The 13,393-nt window shown below is 67.2% G+C and carries 11 protein-coding genes; 4 read left to right on the plus strand and 7 right to left on the minus strand.

The genetic code is table 11. The features are described 5' to 3' along the window. Positions 1–61 precede the first annotated feature (61 nt). Entirely contained in the window at positions 62–1,411 is a 1,350-nt protein-coding gene (locus tag ACN27F_RS26260) for a carotenoid oxygenase family protein (RefSeq protein ID WP_421437894.1), read from the minus strand. A gap of 105 nt (positions 1,412–1,516) precedes the next feature. Between ACN27F_RS26260 and ACN27F_RS26265 the strand changes: the two genes are divergently transcribed. Continuing rightward, complete coding sequence (locus tag ACN27F_RS26265; protein WP_421437896.1) at positions 1,517–2,176, plus strand: TetR-like C-terminal domain-containing protein; 660 nt, start codon at positions 1,517–1,519, stop codon at positions 2,174–2,176. 75 nt (positions 2,177–2,251) lie between these two features. Beyond that, positions 2,252–3,892 carry a GMC family oxidoreductase gene (locus ACN27F_RS26270; RefSeq protein WP_421437897.1) on the plus strand — a complete coding sequence of 547 codons (1,641 nt, stop codon included), beginning with the start codon at positions 2,252–2,254 and terminating at the stop codon, positions 3,890–3,892. A 90-nt stretch (positions 3,893–3,982) separates the two neighbouring features. Here the strand turns inward: ACN27F_RS26270 and ACN27F_RS26275 are convergent, their stop codons facing one another. From ACN27F_RS26275 to ACN27F_RS26290, 4 genes are all read right to left on the minus strand, one after another. Continuing rightward, the gene (locus ACN27F_RS26275; protein ID WP_421437898.1) at positions 3,983–4,729 is read right to left on the minus strand and encodes an SDR family NAD(P)-dependent oxidoreductase; all 747 of its coding nucleotides are present in this window, start codon (positions 4,727–4,729) and stop codon (positions 3,983–3,985) included. 152 nt (positions 4,730–4,881) lie between these two features. Next, positions 4,882–5,580 (minus strand): DUF899 domain-containing protein, encoded by a 699-nt coding sequence (locus ACN27F_RS26280; RefSeq protein ID WP_421437899.1) that lies wholly within the window; start codon positions 5,578–5,580, stop codon positions 4,882–4,884. Positions 5,581–5,683: 103 nt separating this feature from the next. Next, positions 5,684–7,231, minus strand: coding sequence for an AMP-binding protein (locus ACN27F_RS26285; RefSeq protein WP_421437901.1), 1,548 nt, complete (start codon positions 7,229–7,231; stop codon positions 5,684–5,686). Next, entirely contained in the window at positions 7,228–8,052 is an 825-nt protein-coding gene (locus ACN27F_RS26290) for a p-hydroxycinnamoyl CoA hydratase/lyase (protein ID WP_421437903.1), read from the minus strand. The genes ACN27F_RS26285 and ACN27F_RS26290 overlap by 4 nt, the downstream gene beginning before the upstream one ends. 640 nt (positions 8,053–8,692) lie before the next feature. Between ACN27F_RS26290 and ACN27F_RS26295 the strand changes: the two genes are divergently transcribed. Further along, a complete protein-coding gene (locus ACN27F_RS26295) occupies positions 8,693–10,009 on the plus strand; it encodes an IS4 family transposase (protein WP_421437303.1) in 1,317 nt (438 codons plus the stop codon). A gap of 206 nt (positions 10,010–10,215) precedes the next feature. Here ACN27F_RS26295 and ACN27F_RS26300 read toward each other — a convergent pair whose 3' ends face one another. Then, entirely contained in the window at positions 10,216–10,461 is a 246-nt protein-coding gene (locus ACN27F_RS26300) for a hypothetical protein (protein ID WP_421437301.1), read from the minus strand. A 32-nt stretch (positions 10,462–10,493) separates the two neighbouring features. Here ACN27F_RS26300 and ACN27F_RS26305 point away from each other — a divergent pair, with 32 nt between their 5' ends. Beyond that, positions 10,494–12,059: an IS1634 family transposase gene (locus ACN27F_RS26305; protein ID WP_421437299.1), complete on the plus strand. Its 1,566-nt coding sequence runs from the start codon at positions 10,494–10,496 to the stop codon at positions 12,057–12,059. Positions 12,060–12,203: 144 nt separating this feature from the next. Here ACN27F_RS26305 and ACN27F_RS26310 read toward each other — a convergent pair whose 3' ends face one another. Continuing rightward, entirely contained in the window at positions 12,204–13,337 is a 1,134-nt protein-coding gene (locus tag ACN27F_RS26310) for an IS630 family transposase (RefSeq protein ID WP_421431045.1), read from the minus strand. Between the last annotated feature and the right edge of the window lie 56 nt (positions 13,338–13,393).

A 13,393-nucleotide genomic window follows, 5' to 3' on the forward strand; every position in this document is an offset into this window, starting at 1 on the left:
GGGCGCGTGGTTCAGCGGACGCCTTCGTCCGGTGCCCGGCAATCGTCCGCCCGGTGGGCTGTCAGTTGGCTATCCAGGTCGTGTGGAACCCGCTGGGTACGCGTACCGGCAGGTGCACGACGGCCACCGGCGGGCCGGTGAAATCGGCGGCGTCGAGCACGACCAGCCGGCTGCGGTCGTCCCGGGCGTCGTACACGTAGGTCAGCAGCCAACCGTCATCCTCGGCACCGAACGGACCGGACGGCACGAAGACGGCCTCGCCCGCCACACACGCCGGGCCGAAGTCGTGCACGGCGACGTCACGCCGGTCAAGGTCATGCCGGAGCAGGGCCGATCCGCCCAGCACGCCGGAGTCACCGCCCTGCATCGCCACCGTGTACGCGAACCGGTACGGCATCGTCTTACGCCGCTCGTCCATCCGGGGAAACTCCTGCGGGATGTCGTCGATCTGCTCGGCCGACACCGAACCGCCGATGAGGTCCGCCGTCCACCGCCACAGGGTGGGTGCCGACTCGCCGGGTGCCTGTCGGTCGCGGTCGAACACCCGCTCGTGCCGGATCACGTCGATGACGCAGTGATCGCCGGCCTCGTAGGCGTTGACGGGATGAAACACGTAGCAGGGGTCGACCTCGAACCAGCGGACGTCGGCGTCGCTGGCCGACCTCGGCAGCAGGCCGAGCCGGGCCGGTCGGCCGTCCGTCCAGGCGTACGGAAAGCGCGACCCGGCGCCAGCCAGGTGCGGGTCGAAGGCGACGGGCAGATCGAACAGGACGGTGTGCCGATCGGTCAGGGCGACCGAGTGCATCAGCGGCGTGCCGGCCACCTCGATCCGGGTGCTGCGCCGCACCCGTCCGTCGACGCCCACGACAAGGTGCTCGACATAGGGCAGCTCGTGGTAGTAGGCGACCGCGAACAGCTCCCCGGTGACCGGATCCGCCTCGGCGTGCGCGGTGAATCCGTGCGGCAGGGTCGCGTCGAAGTCGAGCCGGGCCACCGATTCCAGCTCGGCGTCGAGCTCGATGGGCAGCACACCCGCTTCACCGAGCGCCAGCGTTCGCCCGGCGTGCTGGATCACGTTGGCGTTCGCGTTGTCCGACAGCCCGTGCCGGGGACCCGGCAGCGGCAGCTCACCACGGTCCCGGGCAACCCGGTCGGTGCGGATCCACCGGTTGCGGTACCACAGCGCGGTGCCGTGCCCCAGGCGTACCCCGTGCACCGCACCGTCGCCGACGAGCGAGTGTTCCCGAGGGGAGGGCCGGATCGGGTCCGGGCCGATCCGCACCAGGCAGCCGTCGAGTTCGGCTGGCAGCTGACCAGTGACGACGAGTTCGGTCTCGGTCACCTCATCAGGAACCGGATGCCGGGTGTGTCGACGGGTGACGGTCGGCGCGGAGTGGGCAATGACGCTCATCAGGGCCTCCACTGGTCCTGCGACCGGTACGAACGCCGTTACATTTCGTAGTTACGTAACGGTGTTACGTTGTTGACCATACGCCCGGCATGAGAGCATGTCAACGTGAGTCCACGCCGCGTCGATCCGCAGCTGGCTGCCGCTCTCCTGGAAGCCGCCGCGCGGCTGCTGGCCGAGGGCGGCACCGCCGCACTGACCACCCGGCGCCTCGCCGCCGAGGTCGGTGCGTCGACCACGGTCGTCTACACGTACTACGGCGGAATGGACAACCTGGTCCGGGCCATGGTGCACGAGGGCTTCGCCCGCCTGCACCGGCGGATGGCCACGGTGCGTGCCACCAATGACGCCGTCGCCGACATCATGTCGCTCGGCTGGGCCTACCGGGCCAACGCACTCGACCATCCGCAGCTGTACCTGGTCATGTTCGGCAGTTCGGCGCTTGGCGGGTTCGCGCTCGGCGACGGTGACCGCCAGCACGGCCGCTACACCTTGGAGCCGCTGGTGGACGCCGTGACCCGGGCAACCGAGCAGCGTCGCTTCCGGCCGTCCGACCCGCTACTGGTCGGGCAGACCATGTGGATCGCGCTGCACGGGTTGGTCACGCTTGAACTCGGCGGCTATCTGGTCGACCCGTACGACGCCGAGCTGTGCTTCGAGTCACAACTTCGCTCGCTGACGGTGGGCGCCGGTGACGATCACGACACCACGTTGATCTCCCTCGCCCGAGCCCGACGTCGCCGTCCGCGGCGAACGACCACCTCGTGACCCGGAATTCGGCCAGCTACCCACAAAGCGGCGCTCTGAGCAACAGGGGAGAAGAAAGACGAATTGGCAACTGTAATGCTCATCGGGGGACCCGAAACCCGCTATAGAAGCGGCATCCACCCCGATCGGGCACTCCAGAATTGCCAACCCTCTAGACCGCCGAAGGACGCCGTGATGAACGATTTTGACTATCTCGTGGTCGGAGCCGGGTCGGCCGGCGCAGCCCTGGCCGCACGATTGAGTGAGGATCCCGAACGGAAAGTGCTGCTGCTGGAAGCCGGCCCCGACTACGCGACCGCGGAGGACACGCCACAGGAGATTCTCGACGGCAGCGCCATGTCGATGTCCGCGTTCGACTGGCACTACAAGGCGGAGATCACCGACCGCCGTCGCATCATCTTCCCGCGTGGAAAGCTCTCCGGTGGATCCTCGGCCGTCGGCGCCACCATCGCTCTACGCGGCACGCCGAACAACTTCGATGAATGGGCGTCGTTGGGCAATCCCGCGTGGGCGTGGGACCAGGTGCTGCCATTCTACAAGCGGCTGGAGGACGACCTGGACTTCGACAACGAGTTCCACGGTCGGGGCGGTCCGATTCCGATCCGTCGCTGGAAGCCCGACGAGTTGGCCCCGGTACAGCAGGTCTTCCACGAGGCAGCTCTCAAGGCAGGGTTCCCCGACGTCGAGGACCACAACCACCCGGAGGCGAGCGGAGTCGGGCCGATTCCCTCGAACCGCAACGACCTCCGTACCCGCTTCTCCACCGCCATGGGCTACCTCGGCGCGGCGCGGGGGCGGGCGAATCTCACCGTCTACTCGGGCGCGCAGGTCAATCGGGTGCTGTTCAACGGCGCCCAGGCACGCGGCGTCGAGGTGACCACTCCGACCGGTGGCGTCGAGGAGATCCACGCCCGTACCGTCGTGCTGGCGGCCGGCGCGGTCGGCAGCCCCGCGATCCTCATGCGATCCGGCATCGGCCCCGGCGCCGACCTCCGCCGGCTCGGCATCGACGTGCTGCTGGACCGGCCCGGAGTGGGCGGGACCTTGATCGACCATCCCCGGACCGGCGTTTTCATGGTGCCCAAGCCGGGGACGTTCAACCTTGAGGACGCATTCCTGCAGACGATCGTGCGGACCACCGCACCGGGCTCGACCGAGTTCAACGACCTGCAGTACTACATGATCAACCACTTCGACCTGACGCTCTTCCCCGAGCTGCAGATGCTGGCCGCGGCGAAGACGATCTTCGGGGTGATGGTCGTCCACCAGCGACCGCAGTCCCGGGGGCGTCTGGTGCTGGCCTCTGCGGATCCGGGGGCCGCGCCGGACATCGACCTGAACTTCCTCGCCACCGATCAGGACGTACAGATCTTGGTGGACGCGGTTCGTACCTGCTGGCAGTTGATGCAGACGCCGGGCATCATCGACCGTGGTGAACGCTTCGTCGTCCTGGGCGAGGACATGGCCGCCGATGACGAGATGCTCAGTCACTACGTTCGCCTCAGCCTGGACAGTGGCTACCATCCGGTGGGCACGGCCCGGATGGGCAGTGCCGACGACACCGACGCGGTGGTGGACGAACGGCTGCTGGTGCACGGGACGGAGAATCTGTACGTCGGCGACGCCTCGGTCATGCCGTCGATCGTCAACTGCAACACCAACCTCACCTCGATCATGATCGGTGAGCGGCTCGCCGACTGGCTCAGAGCCTCCTGAGGCTGACAGCGACCGATCAGGCCCCGCGGATGGATTCATCCGCGGGGCCTGTCTTTGCGAGATCCCGGATCGCGCGGTCTACGCGGCGGTTCAGGACAGCTTCTGCAGCCCGGCGCCGCTGAGCAGGTAGCCCGGCGCGACGGTGCTGGCATCCGTCCGGACGAGGTCCACCAGCGCCGTCCCAGCGAGTTCCGGGGTCAGCAGTGGGCCGATCTGGCTGACGAAGTCGTCCACGGACTTGCCGGCCCTGGCCGCGTACGCCCGTACCGCCGGCTCGCCCACGCCCGTCATCGGCGCGAACCTGGGCAGCACCGTGGTGAAGGTGATCCCCAGACCCGCCCGGTTCGCCTCGTCCTGGGCGTAGCCGGTGATGTAGCGCTGGGTCGCCTTGGCTCCGGCGTAACCGCCGCTCAGCGGCGATCCGCCCAGCACGGCACCACTGCTGAAGACGATTACCCGGCTGCCCGGGCGCAGTGGCTTGAGCAGCACCTCACGCAGCCAGTGGAAGGTGATCCGTACATCGGTTTCCCAGGTGGCCGAGAACGTCTCCCAGGTCTGCTCCTGCAGGGGCCGCATGTGTGGGCTGGCCCCGGCGGCCAGGATGATCGTCTCCGGCGTGTACCGGTCGATGATGGCCGCCGGAGCCGTTGCCTCGCCCGCGTCGACGACCTCAGGTTGGATGGTGCCGGCGCCGTTGGCCGGCTCCGGGAAGTCCGTCCTGGTACGTGCTACGGCGACCACCGGGGCACCGGCCTCGGCAAAGGCCACGGCGATGCCGCGGCCCAAGCCACGGCTCGCCCCGACGACGACCGTGGTCCTGCCAGACATGTCACTCATGGTTTCCTCCAACTGGGTTGGGCTGGCTAAGTCGTGGTGTGCTGCGGGCGGTCAGTACAGGCTACGGCTCCGGCTCCTGGCGCGGAGGCAGGCGCGTCAGGAGCCGGAGCCGTCTGTCCAGCGTGTTCGCTGGTTTGGGGGCCTGGTGCCGGCTACTTCTGGTACCTGGTGCCGTTCCACCAGTTGTTGCCCGGCACGGAGGCGTTCTCCACGTCGTACCGGTCCTTGTGGCGCCACCAGTCCCACGGGTGCTCGAGTTCGTCCTCGCGCCGCCCGAGGTGAGTGATGTCGAGGTAGTTGTAGAAGTTCTTGAAGATGTCGCCACCACGGTCGAAGATCGAGTAGGTGAAGTAGACGTCGTCGCCCTCGCGGTAGAAGGCGCTCACCCCCGGCGACTCACCCTGGTCCGTGCTCACCTCGTAGTCGTAGTTGAAATCGCTGCCGAACGACGAGTACCAGGGGATGTCCCATCCCATGCGGGCCTTGAACGCCTGGAAGTCGGCCAGGGGGGCACGGGAAACCAGGACGAACGTGGTGTCTCGTGCCCACATGTGCGCCAGCTCGCCGACGCTGTCCGTCTGCATCGAGCAGCCGATGCAGCCCTCCTTGTCGCCCGGGGAGTACATGAAATGGCGTACGATGAGCTGGCGACGCCCCTCGAAGAGGTCGAGCAGCGTCATGGTGCCGTTCGGTCCCTCGAAGAGATATTCTTTCTCCACCTTGACCATCGGCAGGTTGCGGCGCTCCTCCGCGATCATGTCGCGCGCCTTGGTGACTTCCTTTTCCTTCTCCAGGAGGGCCAGCCGAGCCGCCCGCCACTCATTCTTGGAGACAACTTTCGGAGGGTTCATCAAATCTCCTCAGGACTTCAGCCGGAACCATCCATTACCAGGGTGGCAGAAGCGCGTCGTATGCCACTTCTTCGATATTGTCCTTTTTGCGATTCCGGCGGAACTAGCTGCAGTTCTTGAGTTCCTTCAGACGGCGACGTTCGATCTTGCCGACTGGCGTGCGCGGGATCTGCTCGATGAATTCGATCTGTCGGACCTTCTTGTAGGGCGCCACACGCTCGGCGACGAAGGCCATGATTTCCTGTGGCGTGACCGGTTCCCGGGCGACCACGAAGCCCTTCGGGATTTCGCTCGCCTCCTCATCCGGTACGCCGATCACCGCGGCATCGGCGACCTTCGGATGTGTCATCAAGACCGCTTCGAGCTCGACAGGAGATACCTGCTGTCCCTTGTACTTGATGAGTTCCTTGATCCGATCGACGATGAACAACTCACCGTCCTCGTCGAGGTATCCCAGGTCACCGGTGTGAAGGAAGCCGTCCGGTCCGAGCACCTTTCCGGTCGCCTCTGCGGCGTTGAGATACCCCTTCATCACGTGCGGTCCCCGGATCAGGATCTCGCCGTTGCGGTTGGCACCCAGCTCGGCACCGGTCGTCACGTCGACGATCCGACACTCGATGTTGGGTGCCGCCCGACCCACCGACGCGGGAACCACGGGCTTCTCCAACTGCATGAACGACGTCATCGCCTCGGTCAGCCCGTACCCCTGTGCGATGTCGCAGCCGAGGCGCTCCCGGCACAGTCGGGCGATCTCCGGGTCGAGCGTGGCGCCGCCGGAGACGATCGACCGGATGGAGGAGAGGTCGTACCGGTCGACCAGCGGGCTTCTCGCGAGCAGCACAGCCAGCGTCGGCACGATGTAGAGGCGGGTGATCCGGTGAGCCTGGATCGCCTTCAGGTACTCCTCGGGGTCGAACCGGGGCATCGTGACAAGAGTCGCGCCCTGCAGCAGACTTGCGTGCATCACCATGATCATGCCGAACGCGTGGTGGAACGGCGGCACCGCGAGCACCCGCTCATCCGCACCAAGCGGCGCGACCAGGTTCGTCTGTAGCACGGTGGCGACGATGTTGCGGTGGGTCAGCATCACCCCCTTGGGAAAGCCCGTGCTGCCGCTGGAGTGCAGCAGGGCCGCGACGTCGCGAGCCGGATCGATGCCGGGATCGGGTGGGACGTCGTCGGTGAGCAACGCCGACAACGGAGTCGCACCGTCGGCCGTGCCGATGCTGATGACCTCCTCCACCTTGGTGCGGGCGGTCAGCGCCGTCGCCTTGGACACGTCCGCCGGCGCGGTCACCAACAGCTTCGCGCCCGCTTCAATGAGATGGGTGGCGAGGTCGTCCAGGGTGTCGATCGGGTTGAGCAGGACGACCGTACCGCCGACCATGGAGGCGGCGTGCACGACGATCGGGTACTCGGGGACGTTCGGCGTGAGCATGGCCAGCACGTCACCCTTGCCGAAGCCGCGGTTGTGCAGCCCGCCGGCCAACCGACGCACCATGACGGCCAGCTGCCGGTAGGTGTAACCATCGCCGCCCGAGACGTCGATGGCCGCCAGGCGATCGCCGTACTGCTCCGCTCGTTGCAGGACGAACGAGGGCAGCGGCAGCTCCGGAACGTCGACCCGGCTCTGCCACCCGGCGGAGATCACGACTTCACCTCGGCCCGGTTATAGGTGCTGAGCCCCGGCTGGTAGGCGCGCTTCTCGAACTGCTTCAGGGCGACGTTGATCCACTCGTTGCCGCTGAGTCGGGAGAGCTCCCACAGCTTCGCCTGGTCGTAGTCGATCGCGGTGGGCAGGTCCATGGTCGTGGTCCGCTCGTAGACCTGCTTCGCCAGCTCCAGCGTGACCGGGTTCTTCTTGACGATCTTCCGCACGATCCGGTCCGTCTCGGCGTCCAGCTGGTCCGCGGGCACCGCCTTGTTCACCAGACCGTACTCCTGCGCCTGCGCGCCGGTCATCGTGTCTCCGGTCAGGATGTAGTAGAGCGCCTGCTTGCGCGGGAGGTTGTGGGTCGCCGCCCAGGTCGCACCGCCGGCCGGGAAGATTCCGAAGTTGATCTCCGACAGGCCGAAGAGCGCGGTCTCGGAGGTCACCGCCAGGTCGCACAGGCCCGTCACCAGAAGTCCGCCGCCGAAGGCGAATCCGTTCACCTTCGCAATGGTGACTGCGGGGAACGCCTTCAGCCGCTTGAACCAGTTCAGCGCGATCAGGTTGGTCCGGTAGAAGAGCTGCGGGTCGTCGAACGGCTGCAGGAAGCACTCTTCGAGATCCATGCCGGCACTGAAGCTGTCGCCGATTCCGGTAATCACGACCGCTTTGACCCCACCATCCTCCTCGATGGTGTCGAGGACCTGGTTCATGTCCCGGTGCATCTGCGGATTCATGGCGTTCTTCTTCTCCGGCCGATTCAAATAGACCGTGGCCACCGGTCCATTCAACTCGAGGTTAACCGTCTTCAGCGCGATCATTTTTGCCTCTTTTCGCTAGTTAGGCGAGACGTGGCTCCCCGCACAAAGTGTCGGCTGTTCCGCCTGCGTGCGCGCAACATCGAGGGGCAGCCTTTTTTGGGGAAGGGAGCCGCAGATACGAGCATCGCAGGATTTGTGACCACATGCTTCTTGCGCGTTGCCTAACCTTGGGTAGACAACTTCACCGCAGGTCGTAGCCGGATATTGTGGCAGGAGCGGCGACCGACTCGGCTACTTCCGAATTGCTCGGCGGGTAGGTGTGGCCAGGCGAGTCGGGCGATTCAGGACGGATAAGGTCCGGAAGGAGACGTCTGGCTGCCTTCGATGGTGGAGAAGGGCGGCCTGATGTGCGTCGGACACGTCAGGTGCGTGCCCAGGTCGAGGCAACATGGGAGAAGCGCAGGCTCAATTTTCGAGGAACGCTGTGGGGGATTCGAAAAACCGTGCCTGTTTACGGAAGGAGGGGTCATATCGACGGATGCTGGTTCGACCAGGGAAGGGGCTATCCTCAATGCCACGTAGCTTAAGTTGATCTTGGGTTTGACCTGTGGGTTTGGTGTGGGCTCCTGGGCGGTGCGGCGTGGCGGGACGACCACGGCTGGGCTGACTGTTTTGATCACGGGTCATGTCGGTGGATGTGGTGGACCGTCCAGTGGTGCGGCCGGATCAGGTGACGCTCGGGGTGCTGATCTCGCAGGTGTCGCGGGAGGAGGTCGACGCCGCGATCGAGGTGTGCGGGGTGCGGGAGCAGCGGTCGGACGGGAAACTGCCGGCGCACGTGACCGTGTATCTGACGTTGGGGTTGGCGTTGTTCCCCGACGATGACTACACCGAGGTCGCGACCAGGGTCACCGGGTCGTTGGACCGGTTCGGGTGCTGGAGTGCGGGGTGGAGCGTGCCGACCTCGAGCGCGATCAGCCAGGCGCGGAAACGGTTGGGCCGCCGGGTGTTCGCCGAGCTGTTCGAGCGCACGTGCGGGCCGGTCGCGGGCGGGTCGGGCCCGACAGCGCCGGCGGGCGCGTTGGGGACCGCGCGGGGGTCGTTCCTGCGCCGGTGGCGGCTGCTGGCGATCGACGGGTTCACCGTCGATGTGCCCGACAGCACGGCCAACGCGGCCGAGTTCGGCTACGCCGGGTCAGGGGGGAACCGGTCCGTGTTTCCGAAGGCCCGGGTCGTGGCCCTCGCGGAGTGCGGCACCCACGCCTTCGTCGCCGCGGAGATCGGCGCCTACACGGTGGGTGAGAAGACCCTCGCGCAGCGGCTGTACCCCCGGCTGCGGTCCGACGAGTTGCTCACCGCTGACCGGGGGTTCTACTCCTGGCAGGCGTGGGACACCGCCGCCGCGACCGGCGCGGCGCTGCTGTGGCGGGCCCCGACCCAGATCGACCTGCCCGTGGTCAAGGTCCTGTCCGACGGCACCTATCTCACCGTCCTGATCAAACCGACCGTCCGTGGCGCCCGGCGGGAACGGCTCCTCGCGGCAGCCCGCGCCGGGGCTGATCTGACCGACATCGACACTGTTCCGGACGCGTTCGACGACCGGGGCCTGCCGGTCGTTCACCTCGCCCGGGTGGTCGAGTACGACATCCCCGACCGCGTCGGCGACGGCACCGGCGAGTTGATCGCCCTGATCACCACCATCGTCGACCCCGCCGACGCCCACGCCGACGAACTTGCCGGCGGCTACCACGAGCGGTGGGAGGAAGAAACCGCCAACGACCAGCTCAAAACCCACCTCCGTGGTCCCGCACGGGTGCTGCGGTCCCGCCTGCCGGACCTGGCCCACCAGGAGATCTGGGCCTACCTGATCGTCCACCACGCGATCAGCGCGCTGACCGCGAAAGCGTCCGCCGCCGCCGACCTCGATCCGGACAGGATCTCCTTCACCAGAGCCCTGCGCCTGATCCGCCGCACCGCCACCGGCACGGCGGACATTCCCCCCTCAGGACTGGGCTGACCAGCTACCGACCCACCTCGCCCAGATCGCCACCCTCCTGATCCCCACCCGACGCGAACGCACCTGCCCCCGCGCCGTCAAACGCGCCCGCCACAACCAGTACCGGATCAAGAAACCCCACGAACCGGCCAGCATCCGCCACCAGCGTCCACCGACCATCCACATCCACCGGGTCCAGCCACCATCAAGATCAACCTAGTGCCGCGTCAGGCAACGTTGGCCCTGTTGACTACCTCGCGTAGGCGTTCGTCGGCGGCGTGCTTGTTCCGCCAGATGATGTAGCGGCGGATCATGCTGCCCTGCTCGGCGTGGCTGGTGTGGTCGGTGCCATCGAGGGTGAAGTAGCGCAGAGCGGTGAACTGGGCCTCGATGCGGTTGACCCGACTTGGCTCACGGTTGGCTGATTTCGGGGTCTGCGGGGCTGTGACCTGGGGTGTTGCGTCGGGAGGCACGCACTAAACGCGCCGGGTTCTAGGGTGTCGGCGTGGCGTACGTGCGGACGGTGAAGACCGCGTCGGGAGCGCGGGCGGTGCAGATCGTGCACTCGCAGCGTCGGGGATCGCGGGACATCGAGCACATCGGATCCGCGCACACCGACGCGGACCTGGAACTGCTCAAGGCGGTGGCCCGGCAGCGGCTCGCCGCCGGGCAGGGCGAGCTGGACCTGCGTCTGCCGGACCAACCGGCCAACGGCGGCGCCCCGCTGCCGATCACGTCGTCGCGGGCCGGGCACCTACTGGACGCCCTGGGCCGCGGCTACGAGACGCTGGGATTCGCTCGGGCCGCCGGCCGTGATGAGGTGTTCAAGGCGTTGGTGCTGGCCAGGATCATCGAGCCGACCAGCAAGCTCGATTCGGTGCGGGTCCTCGACGAGGCCGGCGCGTGGGCGCCGTCGTACGCGACGATCAAACGGCGGCTGCGGGTCTACGCCGGCGGTGACAGTGCCTCCGACGCCGCAGTGCCGGCCGGTGCCGAGACCGCAGCGGGTGCGGCGGGTGGCCCGTGGCGGGCACGGTTGGCACGCGCCTGCGCCGAGCATGTGCGCCTGGGTCCGGCGACCCTGCTGCTCTACGACGTCACCACGCTGTACTTCGAGGCCGACGAAGGTGACGGGTTCCGTGAGCCCAGTTTCTCCAAGGAACGGCGTCTGGAGCCGCAGATCACCGTCGGTCTGCTCACCGACGGGGCCGGGTTCCCGTTGATGGTGCACGCGTTCGAGGGAAACCGGGCCGAGACCACCACCATGCTGCCGGTCCTGCGAGCGTTCCTGGAGGCGCACCGGCTGTCCGACGTCACCGTGGTCGCCGACGCCGGGATGGTGTCCGAGGCGAACAAACGCGCCATCGAGGCCGCCGGTCTGTCGTTCATCCTCGGCGCCCGTGTCCCCGACGTGCCCTACACCGTCCAGCAGTGGCGCGACGCCCACCCCGAGGCGGAGATCCCCGACGGGCACGTGTTCGTCCAGCCCTGGCCCGCCGGCCGTGGCGACAACCGCCGTGACCACACGTTCTTCTACCAGTACCGCGCCGACCGGGCCCGCCGCACGTTGAAGGGGATCGACACCCAGATCACCAAGGCCGTCAACGCCGTCGCCGGCCGGACCCCGGTCAAACGCAACCGGTACGTACGCCTGACCGGCGCGACCAAGACCGTCAACCGCGCCCTCGAAGCGAAAAACCGCGCCCTGGCCGGGATCAAGGGCTACGTCACCAACCTGCCGAACCCCGACCCCGACCAGGTCATCAGCGCCTACAGCCGACTCCTGCAGGTCGAGAAGTCCTTCCGCATGTCCAAGACCGACCTCGCCGCGCGACCGGTGTTCCACCACACCCGCGAATCGATCGAGGCCCACCTGACCATCGTGTTCGCCGCCCTGGCCGTGTCCCGCTGGATCGAGAACACCACCGGCTGGAGCATCAGACGCTTCGTCACCACCGCCCGACGCTACCGCACCATCCAGATCCAGGCCGGCGACCACACCATCACCGCAGCCGACCCCATCCCCGACGACCTCCACACCGCCCTCAACGCCATCCACCGCACGCACTAAATGAGCCAAGTCGGGTCAAACGCGCCCGCCACAACCAGTACCGGATCAAGAAACCCCACGAACCGGCCAGCATCCGCCACCAGCGTCCACCGACCATCCACATCCACCGGGTCCAGCCACCATCAAGATCAACCTAGTGCCGCGTCAGGCAACGTTGGCCCTGTTGACTACCTCGCGTAGGCGTTCGTCGGCGGCGTGCTTGTTCCGCCAGATGATGTAGCGGCGGATCATGCTGCCCTGCTCGGCGTGGCTGGTGTGGTCGGTGCCATCGAGGGTGAAGTAGCGCAGAGCGGTGAACTGGGCCTCGATGCGGTTGAGCCAGGAACTGTTGGTCGGCGTGTAGGCGAACTCGACGTTGTTCGCGGCGGCCCAGTCGCCGACGCGGGTGTCCTTCTTCGTGCTCAGGTGCGGGGAGTAGTTGTCCAGGACGATCGCGATCCGGGTCCCGGGTGGGTGCAGGCCGCGCAGGTAGCGGCAGAACTCCAGGAACCGTGTCCGGTGCTTCGTCGGCTTGATGTGGCCGTAGAGCTTGTCCGCGCCCAGGTCGTAGGCGGCGAACAGGTGGCGGACGCCGTGGGGGCGGGTGTATGTCGCCCGCCGGCGGGGCCTGGGCCCACGCTCGGGGTCCTTGTGCCGTCCACCGCGTTCGGCCCACTGCCGTCCGGGGTGGGGCTGCAGATTCAACGGGCCGAACTCGTCCAGGCAGAAGATGACGTCGGGCTCACCGGCCTCGGGGACGACCTCGCCGTCGGCGATCGCGTAGAGGTGCTCGACGCGGGCCTTCTTGGCGGCGTAGTCGGGGTCGCGGAAGGTCTTCCAGGTCTTCACCCGTTGAAACGAGACGCCCTCCTCGCGGAGCAGGACCCGTAGGCCCTCGTGGCTGATGTCGTCGACCACCCCCTCAGCGACCAGGAAGTCGGCCAGCTTGGCCAGACTCCAGGTCGAGAACGGCAGACCGTGCTCGGCCGGCGTGGACTTGGCGATCTTCTTGATCTCACGCCGTTCCGGCAGGGTGAACGTCCTCGGCCGGCCACCCTTGTACTTCGGGTAGAGCGAGTCGAAGCCGTCAGCGTTGAAGTTGTGGATCACGTCGCGGACCCGGTCTCCGCTGGTGAACGTCACCTCCGCGATCGTGCCCACGGACATGCCCTGCGCGGACAGCAACACCATCTGAGCCCGTCGCCAGGTCACCACCGAGCCCGTACCTCTACGGATGATCCGCAACAGGCGCCGGCCCTCGTCGTCGTCGATCTCACGGACGCGTACTCGTTCTCCCACCCGGACAGCCTGGCGGCACCCCACCGCCCGGACCAGCACCCGCACGGCGCGTCACG

Origin of the sequence: Solwaraspora sp. WMMB335 (genome assembly GCF_049179075.1) — a bacterium.
GTDB lineage: Bacteria > Actinomycetota > Actinomycetes > Mycobacteriales > Micromonosporaceae > Micromonospora_E.

Bases quoted from the DNA above. Each gene is read 5' to 3' on its own strand.
- ACN27F_RS26275 (WP_421437898.1), bottom strand. From the start codon at position 4,729: ATGAGTGACATGTCTGGCAGGACCACGGTCGTCGTCGGGGCGAGCCGT.
- ACN27F_RS26270 (WP_421437897.1), top strand. From the start codon at position 2,252: ATGCTCATCGGGGGACCCGAAACCCGCTATAGAAGCGGCATCCACCCC.
- ACN27F_RS26290 (WP_421437903.1), bottom strand. From the start codon at position 8,052: ATGATCGCGCTGAAGACGGTTAACCTCGAGTTGAATGGACCGGTGGCC.
- ACN27F_RS26260 (WP_421437894.1), bottom strand. From the start codon at position 1,411: ATGAGCGTCATTGCCCACTCCGCGCCGACCGTCACCCGTCGACACACC.
- ACN27F_RS26280 (WP_421437899.1), bottom strand. From the start codon at position 5,580: ATGAACCCTCCGAAAGTTGTCTCCAAGAATGAGTGGCGGGCGGCTCGG.